The organism is Shewanella sp. BF02_Schw, assembly GCF_014596695.2.
GTDB lineage: Bacteria > Pseudomonadota > Gammaproteobacteria > Enterobacterales > Shewanellaceae > Shewanella.
In genome coordinates, this window is record NZ_JABKAW020000007.1 from 51628 (window position 1) to 67203 (window position 15576).

The 15576-nt window shown below is 42.2% G+C and carries 13 protein-coding genes; 7 read left to right on the plus strand and 6 right to left on the minus strand.

Going from position 1 to position 15576, the window contains the following annotated elements; genetic code table 11:
• Positions 1–98: 98 nt before the first annotated feature.
• From nudF to parC, 7 genes are all read left to right on the plus strand, one after another.
• On the plus strand, positions 99–725 hold the full coding sequence (gene nudF / locus HNW13_RS20155; protein ID WP_101085219.1) for an ADP-ribose diphosphatase: 627 nt from the start codon (positions 99–101) through the stop codon (positions 723–725).
• A gap of 39 nt (positions 726–764) precedes the next feature.
• Complete coding sequence (locus HNW13_RS20160; RefSeq protein ID WP_162023877.1) at positions 765–1202, plus strand: DUF1249 domain-containing protein; 438 nt, start codon at positions 765–767, stop codon at positions 1200–1202.
• A 35-nt stretch (positions 1203–1237) separates the two neighbouring features.
• On the plus strand, positions 1238–2077 hold the full coding sequence (gene cpdA, locus HNW13_RS20165) for a 3',5'-cyclic-AMP phosphodiesterase (protein ID WP_101085221.1): 840 nt from the start codon (positions 1238–1240) through the stop codon (positions 2075–2077).
• 64 nt (positions 2078–2141) lie between these two features.
• Positions 2142–2714 carry a YqiA/YcfP family alpha/beta fold hydrolase gene (locus tag HNW13_RS20170; RefSeq protein ID WP_162023876.1) on the plus strand — a complete coding sequence of 191 codons (573 nt, stop codon included), beginning with the start codon at positions 2142–2144 and terminating at the stop codon, positions 2712–2714.
• 70 nt (positions 2715–2784) lie between these two features.
• Positions 2785–4671 (plus strand): DNA topoisomerase IV subunit B, encoded by a 1887-nt coding sequence (gene parE, locus HNW13_RS20175; RefSeq protein WP_101085223.1) that lies wholly within the window; start codon positions 2785–2787, stop codon positions 4669–4671.
• Between the two features lie 108 nt (positions 4672–4779).
• Positions 4780–5880, plus strand: a complete 1101-nt coding sequence (locus HNW13_RS20180; RefSeq protein WP_242445087.1) for a PQQ-dependent sugar dehydrogenase — start codon at positions 4780–4782, stop codon at positions 5878–5880.
• The gene (gene parC / locus HNW13_RS20185) at positions 5873–8176 is read left to right on the plus strand and encodes a DNA topoisomerase IV subunit A (protein ID WP_192114202.1); all 2304 of its coding nucleotides are present in this window, start codon (positions 5873–5875) and stop codon (positions 8174–8176) included. Before HNW13_RS20180 ends, parC begins: the two co-directional genes overlap by 8 nt.
• Before the next feature lie 93 nt (positions 8177–8269).
• Here the strand turns inward: parC and HNW13_RS20190 are convergent, their stop codons facing one another.
• From HNW13_RS20190 to asd, 6 genes are all read right to left on the minus strand, one after another.
• Positions 8270–8461 carry a bacterioferritin-associated ferredoxin gene (locus HNW13_RS20190; protein ID WP_011638763.1) on the minus strand — a complete coding sequence of 64 codons (192 nt, stop codon included), beginning with the start codon at positions 8459–8461 and terminating at the stop codon, positions 8270–8272.
• Positions 8462–8815: 354 nt separating this feature from the next.
• Complete coding sequence (locus HNW13_RS20195) at positions 8816–9769, minus strand: D-2-hydroxyacid dehydrogenase (protein ID WP_192114203.1); 954 nt, start codon at positions 9767–9769, stop codon at positions 8816–8818.
• A 33-nt stretch (positions 9770–9802) separates the two neighbouring features.
• Positions 9803–10537: a glycerophosphodiester phosphodiesterase gene (locus tag HNW13_RS20200; protein WP_101085227.1), complete on the minus strand. Its 735-nt coding sequence runs from the start codon at positions 10535–10537 to the stop codon at positions 9803–9805.
• Positions 10538–10561: 24 nt separating this feature from the next.
• Positions 10562–13768, minus strand: coding sequence for a mechanosensitive ion channel domain-containing protein (locus tag HNW13_RS20205; RefSeq protein WP_192114241.1), 3207 nt, complete (start codon positions 13766–13768; stop codon positions 10562–10564).
• A 48-nt stretch (positions 13769–13816) separates the two neighbouring features.
• Positions 13817–14689: a DMT family transporter gene (locus tag HNW13_RS20210; RefSeq protein WP_192114204.1), complete on the minus strand. Its 873-nt coding sequence runs from the start codon at positions 14687–14689 to the stop codon at positions 13817–13819.
• 5 nt (positions 14690–14694) lie between these two features.
• The gene (gene asd, locus HNW13_RS20215) at positions 14695–15561 is read right to left on the minus strand and encodes an archaetidylserine decarboxylase (RefSeq protein ID WP_192114205.1); all 867 of its coding nucleotides are present in this window, start codon (positions 15559–15561) and stop codon (positions 14695–14697) included.
• Positions 15562–15576 lie beyond the last annotated feature (15 nt).

Here is a 15576-nt window from a genome sequence, read left to right on the forward strand (position 1 = left end):
TTTTTGCTTTTTCAAGCTCAAATGCTTAGTTCTTAATTATGTTAATTTAAACTGTTAAAATGACCCGTTAGTTTATGTTTTGATAGACAAGGATAAATATGTCTGAGCAATCGGTGTTAACAACCTTTGACGCAGAGTCAGGTTTTAGTTTGATATCTAAAAAAGTGTTGTATAAAGGTTTCTTCCAGTTGGACGAATACACCTTTAAGCATAAGTTGTTTAAAGGTGGCTGGAGTGGTGAGATTACCCGTGAGGTTTTTGAGCGCGGTAATGCGGTGGTTGTACTGCCTTATGACCCGGTTCGTGATGAAATTGTATTAATCGAACAAATTAGGGTACCTGCATTAGCAACTACTAAATCAATCTGGCTTCTTGAGTTAGTGGCAGGTATGATTGAGCCCGGCGAATTTCCAGAACAAGTTGCAGAGCGAGAATTGGCCGAAGAAGCTGGATTAAGTCTATTAGGTTTAACACGCATAAACAGTTATTTAGTCAGTCCTGGTGGCACTTCTGAGCGTTTTCATTTGTTTTGGGGGCAGGTTGATACGACTAAAGCTGGCGGAATACACGGACTTGAACATGAAAATGAAGATATTCGTGTGCATGTTGTTAGCCGTGAACAAGCCTATGAGTGGATTAATAATGGTCGCATTGACAATGCATCGACGGTATTAGGCATCCAATGGTTGATGCTAAACTACCAACAGATTCGTGACGCACTTTAGTTTATTGAACATGGTGATAAGCAAGATAGGAATGATTGAGTGGCAGAGTTTAACCAGAGAAACAAGCAAAAATATCAACCCAATATCAGCGCGTTTTTAGCGGTATGTGGTCGAAATTATGCACATATTTTAAAATGGTTACCCGATCAAATTACGGTCAATGTGCCTTGGCAGGTTGAAGGTGAGTTTGGCCAGTTGTCGATCAATCTTCTTGAGAATACTAAATATACTCAGTTAATCGAAATATCGCGCCCTATACCAAATGGACATTTTTTTAAATCTCCAAACGCAATTGTTCGTGTCTATCATGATGCTCAATTAGCAGAAGTGTTAACTAGCCAACAGATTTATCGCTTAAAGCCAGTGTATGATTACCCGAATATACATATGCATCATAGCGATGAAAAATTTCAGGTGAATGCATTCCTTGAGGAGCTGTTGAAGATTGGGTCTCTGAGAGTGACTTGCCAATCGTAGCTTTTTTCTTCTTTTTACCATGTTAGGAATATTTTGTGCTTAAAGACGCAGTGCATTATTCTGTTGCTGAAAATGAGCCTGTGCGATTAGTACAAGTGACGGATCCGCATCTTTTTGCTGATCCCGAAGGTCAATTGCTTGGTGTTAATACGGCACAAAGTCTTCAAGCCGTGTTGAATACGTTTATTGCAACCCAATATCCCGCCAATATTTTATTGGCTACGGGAGATATTAGCCAAGATTATTCACCTGAGTCTTATCAGCACTTTGTGCAGAAGATTGAGATGTTAGATCTGCCTTGTCATTACTTACCCGGAAACCACGATGATCCTCGCTTAATGAGTCTGCGTATGCAGGGTGAAAAAGTGTTTGGTCAACAACGGATAATTATTGGTAACTGGCTAATATTAATGCTTGATTCAACTGTTCGTGGTAAGCCTGGTGGCTATATGGGCGAACAGCAGTTTGCATTGATCGAGGCTTCAATTAAGGCGACACCAGATAAACATGTGTTATTAGTGATGCACCATAATCCTATTTTAATGCAGTGCGCTTGGTTAGATCAGCATTGCATGATGAATGGCGAAGACTTTTTGCAACGAACAAGTCGATACCCGCAAGTGAAAGGCGTTCTTTGGGGGCACGTACACCAACAAGTCGATAATATTCATCGTGGACCGCATGGTCCTATTCCACTAATGGCGACACCATCGACGTGTATTCAGTTTAAACCATTATCCTCCTATTTCGCCTTAGATCATCGTCAACCGGGTTATCGTTTGCTGGAGTTGGCAGGCGATGGTAGCATTCGTACTAATGTGTATCGCGTGCCTGGAAATCGATTTGCACCCGATAATGAGGCCAGCGGATACTAGTTTAGTGCGTCATCTTATGTTACTAAGGGACGTTAAGTATTGATTAACCGTCTCGCGAGGGAATATGCTGCTTTATATACATGGTTTTAATAGTTCTCCTCAGTCGGATAAGGCCGTTCAAACCGCACACTATATTCAGCAACATTATCCACAAGTCGACTTTCACCAACCACAATTACCTTCATCACCCTCTGCTGCTATGGCTTTATTGTGCAACATCGCTGAGCAAGCGAAACGGCAAGGGCAGATATTGCGCTTTATTGGCTCGTCGTTAGGTGGCTATTTTGCCAGTTATTTAACCGAAACGTATGGTGGCAGAGCTGTTTTGATTAATCCGGCGGTAAAACCGTTCGAATTATTTGAAGAGTTTATCGGGCCTCAATATAATCCTTATACCAATGAGCATTATCAAGTGTTGCCGCAGCATCAAGATGATGTCGCCCTGTATAATACTCACGTGATCCGGCACCCGGATCGTTTTCTGGTGCTGTTGCAAACTGGTGACGAAGTGTTAGATTATCGACAAGCATTACATAAGTACCATAGCTGTGAATTACATTTAGAGCCTAATGGCGATCACAGTTTTGTCGGCTATGAACAACAATTAGACAAAATATGTAAATTTATTCAGTTGTAACTTTCTACCGTTACAAACAACGATCAATTTGAGCTAACTTTGGCTCTATTTAACTCCAAATGTGTGGATTATGAGCAACCAATATACTTCTGACGCTATTGAGGTCCTTAATGGACTTGACCCGGTAAAACGCCGTCCAGGTATGTATACCGACACCTCTAGACCAAATCATCTTGGGCAAGAAGTCATTGATAACAGTGTTGATGAAGCTCTGGCAGGACATGCGACTAAAATTGAAGTTGTACTCCATACTGATAATTCCCTTGAAGTGACCGATGATGGCCGCGGTATGCCGGTGGATATTCACGCTGAAGAAGGCATTCCTGGGGTTGAACTGATCCTAACTAAATTGCACGCTGGCGGTAAGTTTTCCAATAAAAACTACCAATTTTCGGGCGGTTTACACGGGGTTGGTATTTCTGTTGTTAACGCCTTATCCACCCGAGTTGAAATCAGCGTTCGCCGTGATGCACAAATATACGAAATGGCCTTTGAGAATGGTTTTAAGGTCGAAGAGTTGGTGGTGACGGGTACTTGTGGACGTCGCAATACCGGGACCCGAGTGCATTTTTGGCCCGATGTAAGTTATTTTGATTCACCTAATTTCTCGGTCAGTAAATTAATTTATATTCTGCGAGCTAAAGCGGTATTGTGCCCTGGTTTGCGGATTAAATTCACCAATAAACAAAATGGTGATGTGCATGAATGGTTTTATGAAAGTGGCTTAACTGATTACCTCAAAGAAGCGATAAAAGACTCGGTTTTATTACCTGAAGAGCCTTTTGTCGGCAGCTTTAAAGGCAAATTAGAAGCTGCTGAGTGGGCTATTACATGGTTACCAGAAGGTGGCGAAAGTTTAAGTGAAAGCTACGTTAACTTAATTCCGACACCATTAGGTGGTACTCATGTGAATGGGTTTAGACAAGGTTTGCTTGAGTCTATGCGTGAGTTTTGTGAATTTCGCAATCTTGTTCCTCGGGGAATTAAGTTGTCGCCCGAAGACATTTGGGACCGTGCGGCGTTTATTTTATCGATAAAAATGCAAGACCCACAATTTGCTGGGCAAACCAAAGAAAAATTATCGAGCCGTCAAAGCTCTGCATTTGTTTCTGGTATTGCTCGTGATGCCTTTTCGTTGTGGTTAAATTCTAATACTGAGTTAGCAGAGCAGTTGGCAGAATTGTGTATTGGCAATGCATTGCGGCGCTTAAAGGCAGCCAAAAAAGTCGCGCGTAAAAAAGTCACTTCTGGACCTGCGTTACCGGGCAAGTTAACCGATTGTAGCGGCCAAGACCCAATGCGAGGAGAGTTGTTTTTAGTAGAGGGTGATTCTGCTGGTGGTAGCGCCAAACAAGCACGAGACCGCGAGTTTCAAGCGATTATGCCGCTAAGAGGTAAGATTTTAAATACCTGGGAAGTTGATTCCGGACAAGTGTTAGCGTCGCAAGAGGTACATAATATTTCGATTGCGATTGGTTGCGATCCTGACAGTGATGATATTTCAGAATTACGTTATGGTAAAATTTGTATCTTAGCCGATGCGGATTCTGATGGGCTGCATATTGCGACATTGTTGTGTGCGTTGTTTTTAAAGCATTATCGTGTATTAGTTAACAATGGTCATGTGTATATTGCAATGCCACCGTTATTTCGTATTGATATCGGTAAAGAGGTTTTTTACGCTTTGGATGAAGCGGAAAAAACCGGTATTTTAGACCGTATAGCGGCAGAAAATAAAAAAGGTAAAGTGCAAGTGACTCGTTTTAAAGGTCTGGGTGAAATGAACCCGTTGCAGCTACGTGAAACCACTATGGATCCCAATACTAGACGCTTAGTGCAATTAACCATTGATGATGCCGATGAGACCGTGGCATTAATGGATATGTTACTTGCCAAAAAGCGTGCACCGGATCGTAAAAGTTGGTTAGAAACCAAAGGTGACCTAGCGTTACTTTAGCCGTGTTTCTTAGTGCCAATAATAATGTATAACATAAGGCAAAAGATAATTAGCATGCAATATATTAGATTACGATCTTACGTAAATTTGGGCGGTAAATTCGCCTTCATGGGGGTTATGTTTTTAGCCCTGACGCCTATTTTAGCCTCTGCTGCGCAATCGGTGATGATTACCGTTACCAAAGGTTTTGGATTAAGTTTATATGCTTCCGATTTAGGTGATATTAAGCAATTAACTGTAGGCGATGAGGGCACTCTTTTTGTAGGCTCTCAAAAAAGTGGCACTGTTTATGCGCTAGTTGATAGCGATCAAAATGGCCAAGTTGATAAACGTTATCTTATTGCCAGAGGCCTCGATTATCCTGAAGCGTTAGCCTTTCATGATGGTTCATTATACGTCACTGAAGACGATCGCATTATCCGTTTTGAAGAGATTGAGTCTCGCTTGCGTCGCCCTAGCCGTGCGCGTGAAGTGTATTCAAATTTACCAAGCTTAGACAAAAAGTATTCGCGTTCGATGCATTTTGGACCCGACGGACGTTTATACATTGCCATCGGATCGCCTTGTAATGTGTGCGAGGCTGCTTCGCCATTTGGCAGTATATTAGCGATTAATGTCGATACCGGTGCTAGTGAGCAAGTAGCTTCTGGGCTTCGCAGTGTTATTGGCTTTGATTGGTCACCCGATACTAACAAGTTATGGTTTGCTGATTTAGGCCGAGATTGGATGGGCGATAATATTCCCGCTGATGAGATAAACCGTTTAGACGTTAAAGGCAGCCATTTTGGCTTTCCTTATTTGCACGGTAAAGATGTTATTGAACCCGCCTATGATAAACCGGAAAATTTAAACATCACCCTGCCCGAATTTGAATTACCAGCCCATGTTGCTGCAACGGGATTAAGCTTTTACCGAGGCGAGCAATTTCCTGAACGTTATCGCAAACAGATTTTTGTGGCTGAAAACGGTTCGTGGAACCGTTCAAGTAAAGTCGGTTATCAAATTGTGATGCTTGAAATGGAAGATAACAAAATTATTAAACGTGAAACCGTGGTGAGTTTTCTGGATGGAGAATTTCCGGTAGCACGTCCATTTGATGTGATTAATGCGCCTGATGGTGCAATGTATATTTCAGATGATCTAAAAGGTAATATTTACCGCTTGTTTTATAATGCACCCGAACAATCACAGGAAACGAATAATGAGTGATGCGATTGAATTAAGCCTTGATGGTGTAGAGCAAATGCCGCTGAGGCGCTTTACCGAAGGGGCTTATTTAAATTATTCCATGTACGTGATTATGGATCGCGCCCTACCGCACATTGGTGATGGCCTAAAACCTGTCCAACGCCGCATTATCTATGCAATGAGCGAATTAGGCTTATCAGCGCAATCTAAACACAAAAAATCAGCCCGTACTGTCGGCGACGTGTTAGGTAAATATCACCCGCACGGTGATAGTGCGTGTTACGAAGCTATGGTGTTAATGGCGCAGCCATTTTCCTATCGATATCCGCTGGTTGACGGCCAAGGTAACTGGGGTGCGCCAGATGACCCTAAGTCATTTGCTGCAATGCGTTATACCGAAGCTAGATTATCAAAGTTTTCTGAAGTGTTATTGTCGGAATTAGGGCAGGGTACCGTAGATTGGAGCCCTAACTTTGATGGCACCATGAAAGAGCCTGTAACCTTACCAGCACGATTACCGCATATATTATTGAATGGTATTACCGGTATCGCAGTGGGCATGGCAACGGATATTCCGCCGCATAACGTGCGTGAATTAGTAGGCACCTGTATAGAGCTAATCGATAATCCTAAAGCTGATTTAGCCCGCCTAATGGAGTTTGTTCCTGGTCCTGATTATCCAACAGAAGCCGAAATTATTACTCCTAGAGCTGATATTGAGCGGATTTATGAAACTGGTAAAGGCTCAATCAGAGCGCGTGCAGTTTACAGTGAAGAGCAGGGCGAGATTGTCATTACGTCATTACCGCATCAAGCCAGTAGCGGTAAAATTTTAGAGCAAATCGCCAATCAAATGCAGGCTAAAAAGCTGCCGATGGTGTCTGATTTACGTGACGAGTCTGATCATGAAAACCCAGTGCGATTAGTGATTGTACCTCGTTCAAATCGCATTGATTGTGATCAGCTAATGACCCATTTATTTGCGACGACAGATCTTGAAAAAAGCTTTCGAGTTAACCTAAATGTGTTGGGACTGGACGGTCGTCCGAAAGTAAAAGGTCTGAAACAACTGTTAACTGAGTGGTTGGAGTTCCGCCTTACAACGGTCACTCGCCGCTTGCAATATCGACTTGATAAAGTATTAGCCCGGTTACATATTTTAGAAGCGTTGATGGTTGCGTTTTTAAACATTGATGAAGTGATTGAAATTATTCGTTATAACGACGAACCTAAAGCTGAGTTGATGGCACGCTTTAACTTGTCAGATAAACAAGCTGAATCAATTTTAGAGTTAAAATTACGTCATTTAGCCAAGCTTGAAGAATTTAAAATTAAAGGTGAGCAAGATGAGCTTGCGGCAGAACGTGACAAATTAGAGTTATTGTTAAGCTCAGAACGTCGCATGAAAACCTTAGTGAAAAAAGAATTAATCCAAGATGGTGAGACTTATGGTGATAATCGTCGCTCGCCAATTATTGAACGTTTAGATGCCAAAGCGCTGACTGAGCAAGAGTTAACGCCAACTGAGTCTGTCACAGTTGTATTGTCTGATAAAGGCTGGGTACGTTGTGCTAAAGGCCATGATGTCGATGTAGAAGGCTTATCGTATAAGTCTGGTGACAGTTATCTTTGTAGCGTGATGGGCAAGAGTAACCAAGCTGCGGTGTTTATAGATTCGACTGGACGTGCATTTGCCACAGACAGTCATACGTTGCCTTCGGCGCGCAGCCAAGGCGAGCCAATTACCACACGCTTTAATATGGCTCCTGGCGCGACGATGCAACATGTACTCATGGGCGAAGATGAACAGTTCTTCTTGTTGGCAACCGATGCTGGTTATGGCTTTATTTGTGCTTACCCAGATTTGGTTAGCCGCAATAAAGCCGGTAAGGCACTACTCAGTCTGCCAACCAATGCGTTAGCTCTACAGCCAAAGTTAATCAATAAAACGGCAGAGCAATCGTTGTTAGCCATTACCTCTGAAGGCCGTATGTTGATGTTTAGCTTAGATGCATTGCCACAGCTATCAAAAGGTAAAGGCAATAAGATTATTGGTATTCCAACCGATCGCGCTAAAAATCGTGAAGAGTTACTTTTGCACTTAAATGTAGTGCCGCATAATACCGCAGTAACCTTGTGGGCCGGTAAGCGCAAGCTAACATTGAAACCAAGCGATTTAGAGCACTATCGTGGTGAGCGAGGTCGACGTGGTGCTAAGTTACCGAGAGGATTACAACGCGTAGACAGTGTTGATGTCGAAATGGGACCATTGGCAGAAGACGGCTTGCAAGACGATAATCTGGATATAAACGAGTAAGAATGCTGGATTGTAGAATAAAAAAATGCTGCTCATATGTCATATGAGCAGCATTTTTTTATGGAAGCAGAGTCGACTTATATATTAATGCGACTAGGCAACTTCATAGAAATTAGGTTCGTACTCAAGCTGTGTTTGAATTATTTGACTAGCCATGCGGGCACATTTGCCGCATTGGTCTGCAACGCCAAGACGTTTCTTTACATCAGCTAACGAACTGTCACCTAAGCTAACAGCTGCTTTGATTTGAGTGTCGGTAATCGCATGACAAAGACAAACGAACATAGGGAAAGCCTCTTCATTCAAAAAAATGGTCTGAGCTAGAAAGTAATCTAATTCTAAATGAAAACAGTTATCATTGGCAATAACTATTTTGCTTATGTAGCGATCATTTTTAATACAGTTTGATCTGGCTCACCTTTTTCCGATAAACCAGCACCGCGATATTAGTCCCGGCATAAACCAGTTGTTAATTAACGTATTGATATAAATGAATTTAGTTCGATGAGTGAAGAGAGCTGTGAAAGTGGTTAATGTTAGATGCTAGCTGGATTAGATTAAGTACATGCTTGATGTTATACACCAAAGTGATCAAAATCTCCGCAAGCCTTCCCTGTTAATCCTAAATTGATTGCAGCTTTAGTAACCTTGTTTAACGTCGACCACATATTGTAATGGTTTAGATTGTTGCCATAGTTGATAGTTGTGGCTGAAAATTTGTGTTACTTGTTCAGGGAAGCTTGGTGCAGCGATATGCGGTGTGATAGTGACGTTATGGTAATGCCATAGTGGATGATCAGCAGGTAAGGGCTCTTGTTCGAATACATCTAATATGGCTTGACGTTGTGGTTGTAAGGTTAATTCAGCTTGTAACGCATCTAATTCAATGGCGTTACCTCGGCCAATATTAAATAACATGGCATCTGCTTTTAATAACGACAGATTAGCCGCATTTAATATGTGCTTGGTTTGAGGTGTATTGGGCAATACGCTAACAATCACATCTGCTAGAGGCAAATAGTCGGCTAATTTATCAATGGTGTCGATGTTATCAAAGCCACTAACAGGAGCACCTTTTCGATTAAGCCCGCTGACAGTCATACCAAAATGATGGGCTGTTTTTGCAAGGTGCTGTGCGATAGAGCCGGTGCCTAATATTAATAGTTTGACTCCTTGCAAAGTACCATAACTACCCGGTAACCAACGCTGCTGTTGTTGCTGTTGAATGTACGCATTATGGTGGCGATAATGGCTTAGCAGGTAACCAAAAACATATTCACTCATAAGCGGGCCAAATACACCGCGAATGTTGGTGAGTAAATAATCATGTGGTAACGATGGATGCATTAATGCATCGATACCGGCAAAGGTAGATTGTAACCATTTTGGTGCTGTTGCATGCGGCAATAATGAAGCCGCTAGATGAGGTTCTGCTAACCAAATATCGGCATCGTTAATATTGCCGCCGGTGTAATGGCCAGAATCATCAACCATCAGATCGTCAACAATTTCGAGGTTCGGCAGGCAAAGTTTTGTTAATAGTTGCCTATATTGATCGTTTTCTCTGGTGAGTAATAACAGTTTATGTGCCACATTAACCTCATTGTCGAACGTTGGATAACTAGATTATTCAAACCAAGCGCTATAATCGGTTGTTATCGGCATCATTGCAGCAGCGATGGCTTTATCTGGGTAATTACTGAATATACCGTCCACGCCCATCGCTTTTAACGCTTGAATATCTTGTGGGTTATCAACCGTATAAACAAACACTTTGCCGCCTCGCTGGTGGGCATCATCAACAATGGCTTGATTAATAAAACCAACATCAAGGTTAATTGAATAGGCATTAAGTGTGGTCATTATTGTAGCTAGATCGAGCGGAATGCCTGCTAATAATGGTGCGATCACCGCGTGCGGAAAAGACTGTTTTATCTGCGCCAAATAAGGATGGTTAAAGGATGATATTAACAGTTGTTCTGGGGTGAAACTAAGTTGCTCTAAGGCTTGAGGATATAAGGCAATAAACGGTTGTACGCAGCCAATGCCTTTTAATTCGATGTTAATAGTACAAGAGCCTTTGCTGCTAACACTGACTCGTTCGAGTACTTGCCACAATGTGGGGATTGCTTGTCCGCCAACCGTAAATTGAGCCAATGCTGCCTTGGTGGTTAAATGGATTAGCCCTGTTCCGGTTGATTTACCTTCTAAGCGGCGATCATGAAACACCACTAATTCACCTTCAACGCAATGCACATCCAGTTCAATGGCATTAACACCCAAGTCGAGCGCTTTGTCCATTGCGGCTAAGGTGTTTTCAGGAGCATAACCGCTGGCGCCGCGGTGAGCAAAAACGAGCATAGGTGTCCTTAATCAATACTTAGCTTAGCCCTTGTATAATCCTGTGGATTCTTTAGGCGCATGATTAATATGAACTTCCATCTGAGGGTAGGCAAGTTCAACATTATTGTCTTTCAATTTTTTACTAATACGCTTATGTAAATTATGGCGCAGCGGCCAACGATCAGACATGTCTTTAGCATACGAACGTACTTCATAATCTTGTGTGTGTTGACCAAAACCAGCAAACCACACTTCGGGTTCTGGGCTGGTTAATGATAAATCACATTCGCGCACCGCTTGATGCAATAGCATTTCTACTTTGGTTGGATCTGAATCACGAGACACAGATACCGTGACGATAACGCGGGTAATTGGATCTGATAAAGACCAGTTGACCAATTGCTCGGTGATAAAGGCTTTGTTAGGCACGATAATTTCTTTACGGTCCCAATCGACAATTGTGGTTGCTCGAATCTGGATTTTACTGACAGTACCAGTGAGATCTCTAATGGTGACGGTATCACCAATACGGATCGGTTTTTCAAATAGAATGATAATACCGGAAATAAAGTTGGCAAAAATCTCCTGGAGACCAAAACCTAAGCCCACTGATAATGCGGCAACTAACCACTGTAATTTTGACCATTCCATGCCCAAAGTTGAAAACCCGAACAGCATGCCAAAAAATACCACAAGGTAGCTACTCACAGTGGTAATAGCAAAACCTGTGCCTGGCGATAAATCGAGCCTTTGTAGAAGCATTAATTCAAGTAAACCAGGTAGGTTCTTCGCAATAACGACCGAGAACCCGACTAACATGATGCCAAATAAAATCGATTTTAATGTAATGGGCACTTGTTGCTCAATACCATTTACATTGCTATTGGTGGTCCATAAGGTAATGCCATCTAAAAATGAGAATACCGCAGTATGCGTTTGCGCCAAAATGCCTAATAAGCTGGCAAAAAAAGCCAAAATTAAGATCGACCTGACTAAGCCTAACGATTGGCTAGAGATGGTTTCTAAATCAACCACGGGTTCTTCGTAGGTTTCTATCGGCTCATTATTCATTTCGCCTCTTTCACGCTGTGCAAGTCGCTCTGCACGTTTTGCTTTGGCTCGGTCAAAAGCAATTAGGCGACGCTCGATTAACATCCAACGCTTAATGAGCTGATAGGTTAGTAAGAAACCTAAGCCTAACAGTACCGATATTTGTAGCTGTAATAGCAGCTGGAAAGCCGTGAAGTAGTAACCTATTCCCGCCAAGATAGCGCTAAAAATTGGCGTGACAACTAGAAGTGCCCATACCGCTTTTTGAATCAACTCCATATTAGTGGCGTTAGGCTTATTCTTACGATATTGGCCAATAAGTAACATGATATCTTTATACAGCAGGCATAACACAATACAGAAAACGATAAATGCACCGCGGCCAAGACTGTTGCGTACTAACGAAGTATCTAATGCTTCGGTAAAGCCCATTAAACCGATTAATGGTGCAGATACCATGACAAATGAAGCCATGGTTTGTTGTGCTTGTTTTACAATTTTCTTGGGCCGTCTGAAATGGCTGATCAAAATGCCTTTATCAACGGTTAATAAGTAAAAGAATTGGTAAATGAGATAACAGACACCAATGGCTAAGATGCCCACTCCAACGGCATACACCATATTTTGCTCTGATCGCGAGAATATAAACCCAGCCATGATCACCGGTAAGGGTTTTATTAGGGCATACACTAAGCTGATGATTAGGGTTTTTATGGTGTATTTGAATTTATCTTGAGTCACATTTCCGACAAAGATGGCATAGCGCCCAATCGCTTTATTGAACTTAGGTGTCAGCATGTCTTGTGCCATTAAACAGCACAATAATAAAATCCCCCACCAAGCCCAATAATTACTTTGTTCGGACCACGCTTGTTGTAATGACTGCCACTGACTCGGTTGCAGCAACCAAACGCTACTGTGGCTCAAATCAATTAGCCATAGCGCGCCAATGCTAGGGGCGTTAGGTACCCAAAACAAATGCTCATTAAGAGTGTTTTTTAATGTGTTATGCAGTTGATTTAACTGTTCATACCCAATGCGCAATTTTGCAAATTCAGCTAAATATCGATCATAGCTTTGCAGTAGCTGCTCTATCAATACTTGCTGTGATTGCAATAATTTGACTTGGGTTTCATTAAACATTTCGCTGTCATCGAGTTGCTGACTATTTAGCGCTTGTTGTTGTTCTAATTGGTAGCGCTCTAGCCGTGTGTCAGCTAACTCTGTTTGCAATTTGTCGAGATTGGGCGGTTTAGGCAATGATTGCAGCATTTGCAAGAAACGATCGCCGAATGCAGAATTAGTTTTAACCCAGGTAATTTGCTCAAGTACGTTTGATAGCTGTGCATTTTGAGATTGATAGCGTTTTTCAATGCGTTGCTGTTTCTCTATCGCAGATTTTATATTGCTAGTAAGTTTTTGTAATTGCTCTGCATAGTGCTGATTTAACTTACTTAAATCTTGAGATAATGGATCGGCCAGTTCTTGAGCATCAATTAAGTTGTTGGCTATGGTGTCTGCGGTTTGCTGCTGACGATACTCAATATTATGTTTGTTGATAAGCTCGATAAAGGTTTCTTGTTGGCTTAACGATAAGCGATTGAGCTGTTGTTGTAATTGGGTAATCTCTAATTGCTTAGGGTTAGCTAAACGTTCCGACTGCAAGGTCGCAATATGCTGCGCCAGCAGTTCAGCTTGAAGTTTGTTACGTTGGCCTAACGGAGTCTCAATTGGGACTTGGAGGGTTTTATTATGCTGAGTTAATGCATTTTGTGCCTGTACTATTAAGTCTGGTAATAGTGTCTGACGTTGCGAAATTAGGCGCAACTTATCATTAAGGCTGGACTCAGTCTCTTTTAATTCCGATAAGTGAAAATAGGCCATTGAGGCTTGCTGATCAAGATCGATATCCGCATCTAGAGTCAATGCTATTTGCGCTTCGCGTAATTGCCCTACTAGTGATAGTTTGGTTTCGTTGTTAGATTGTTCAATATTGGTATAGGTTTGCTGTTCTATTTGCAGCTTTTCAATGCTGCTTTGCAGTTCTGCAATTTGAGATGTGATATCAAGCGGCTGATTTTCGGCTTGGCTATTGAGCCCCAAGCGCTTATCTAGGGTTAGGGGAGTATTGGCAAATACAGAAACCGACAGTGTATTAACTATAAGGAAACACAAGAATAAACACGCTAAACGTAACATAATACTTTGCTCAGGTTGGAGTATGGCCATGGTAGCAAATTTGCATGATTATGCTCTACTTTTTTGATGACTTTGTTGGGTTTCAAATAAAGCCGTTGCCACAATAATGGTTCCGCCGATAAGGGTTGGTGTTGTGAGTTGTTCGTCTAAAACCAATAATGCGAGCACTGCACCATAAAACGGTTGTAAACACGACACTAACCCCACTGTTTTAGCGCTTAAAAAACGCAGTGCTGTAGTAAATAACGCATGAGGTAAGGCGGTGAACACTATGCCAAGTAACAGAATCAATCCCCAAGTGGTTTGGCTAATGTGCTGTGCAGGGACATCTTGCCAAGGACTCAATAGAATTAACGTTATCAGTGTTTGATAAAACATAGCATGCGGACCGCTATATTGCGAAAATACACGTTTATGAAGCAAATTTCTGCAGGTAAATAAAGCTGCTGAAATAACGCCAACGATAATGCCTATGGTGGTGTCGTTATTCAGATTTGCCTCAGGGATCAGCATTATTACGCCTGCTAATACCGCGATACCGGATATTACATCGACAAGTTTGAGCTGCGTTTTATTGATTAATGGTTCGATTAATACCGTCATGACGGGATAAGTAAAAAATGCAATCATGCCAATGGCGACAGATGACAACTGCATAGCTGCAAAATAGGTTACCCAATGCAGACACACTAAAGTGCCTAGCGCTAAGGCCGCCCAATAATCTTGTTGGCGTTGTAATCTAAGTGGGCGTTTGGTCGTTTTAATCATTGCAGCGAGTACTATTGCGGCGATAATACAGCGCAAAAAGGTAATGTTAAGTGCGCTAAGGGGAATGAGTTTAGAAAATAAAGCCGTACCACCAAAGAGCAGTACGGCTATATGTAACTCAACTAAGCCAGAGTGTGGTTTAGTTGTTGTCATGTTGGTTACTGCTGTGTGAGTTTAGCGAACGGCTGACCCATAAGAGTTGTTGCACCTGGTTCAACACCATCTGCAAATGTTTCAATAGCATCTTGGGCAAATAACATCACCACAGTACTGCCTAGTTTAAAGCGGCCCATTTCAGCGCCTTTTTCTAAGGTGACCGCTTCTGGACCCGTGGTTGGATAGTCCCAGCTAAATACTTGCTTACCGCCTGGCGGTGTTACCGTGCCAGACCATATGGTTTCAATACTGGCAACAATGGTTGCACCAACTAGTACCATTGCTAGTGGACCTACTTCGGTTTCAAATATAGCTACAACACGTTCATTACGGGCAAACAGTCCTGGCACGTTTTGAGCGGCAAGTGGATTAACCGAGAATAAATCACCTGGCACGTAAGTCATTTTTGATAATGTACCTGTAATAGGCATATGCAGGCGATGGTAATCTTTTGGGGCCAAATAAATGGTGGCAAAATCCCCACCATCAAAGCGTGCAGCATCGGCCTTATTGCCACCTAACAATGCTTCAGAGGTATAAGTGTGGCCTTTAGCCTGGAAAATATTGCCCGCTTCAATCGGTCCACATTGGCTTACCGCACCGTCAACAGGGTGCGCCATCATATTACTTTCTGTGCAGATAGGTCTGAGTTCAGGCTTTAATGCACGGGTAAAAAATGCATTAAACGTTTTATAGGCTTCGGGCTCAGGTTGCTGTGCTTCAGACATATCAATTTTGTATTGTTTGATAAACCATTTAATTCCTGCCGTGGTGATAGCGCCTGCTTCCGCAGCAGCAAACTTACCCACTAAACGCGACAGAAAATGTTTTGGTAGCATGTATTGCAAAGCAATTTTAATTGAGTCCAATGTATTTTCCTTTTC

What these genes read in the sequence shown, in the direction of transcription:
- nudF (WP_101085219.1), top strand. Translation starts at nt 99, where the DNA reads ATGTCTGAGCAATCGGTGTTAACAACCTTTGACGCAGAGTCAGGTTTT.
- HNW13_RS20170 (WP_162023876.1), top strand. Translation starts at nt 2,142, where the DNA reads ATGCTGCTTTATATACATGGTTTTAATAGTTCTCCTCAGTCGGATAAG.
- parE (WP_101085223.1), top strand. Translation starts at nt 2,785, where the DNA reads ATGAGCAACCAATATACTTCTGACGCTATTGAGGTCCTTAATGGACTT.
- HNW13_RS20180 (WP_242445087.1), top strand. Translation starts at nt 4,780, where the DNA reads ATGGGGGTTATGTTTTTAGCCCTGACGCCTATTTTAGCCTCTGCTGCG.
- parC (WP_192114202.1), top strand. Translation starts at nt 5,873, where the DNA reads ATGAGTGATGCGATTGAATTAAGCCTTGATGGTGTAGAGCAAATGCCG.
- HNW13_RS20190 (WP_011638763.1), bottom strand. Translation starts at nt 8,461, where the DNA reads ATGTTCGTTTGTCTTTGTCATGCGATTACCGACACTCAAATCAAAGCA.
- HNW13_RS20200 (WP_101085227.1), bottom strand. Translation starts at nt 10,537, where the DNA reads ATGCTCGTTTTTGCTCACCGCGGCGCCAGCGGTTATGCTCCTGAAAAC.
- HNW13_RS20205 (WP_192114241.1), bottom strand. Translation starts at nt 13,768, where the DNA reads ATGTTACGTTTAGCGTGTTTATTCTTGTGTTTCCTTATAGTTAATACA.
- HNW13_RS20210 (WP_192114204.1), bottom strand. Translation starts at nt 14,689, where the DNA reads ATGACAACAACTAAACCACACTCTGGCTTAGTTGAGTTACATATAGCC.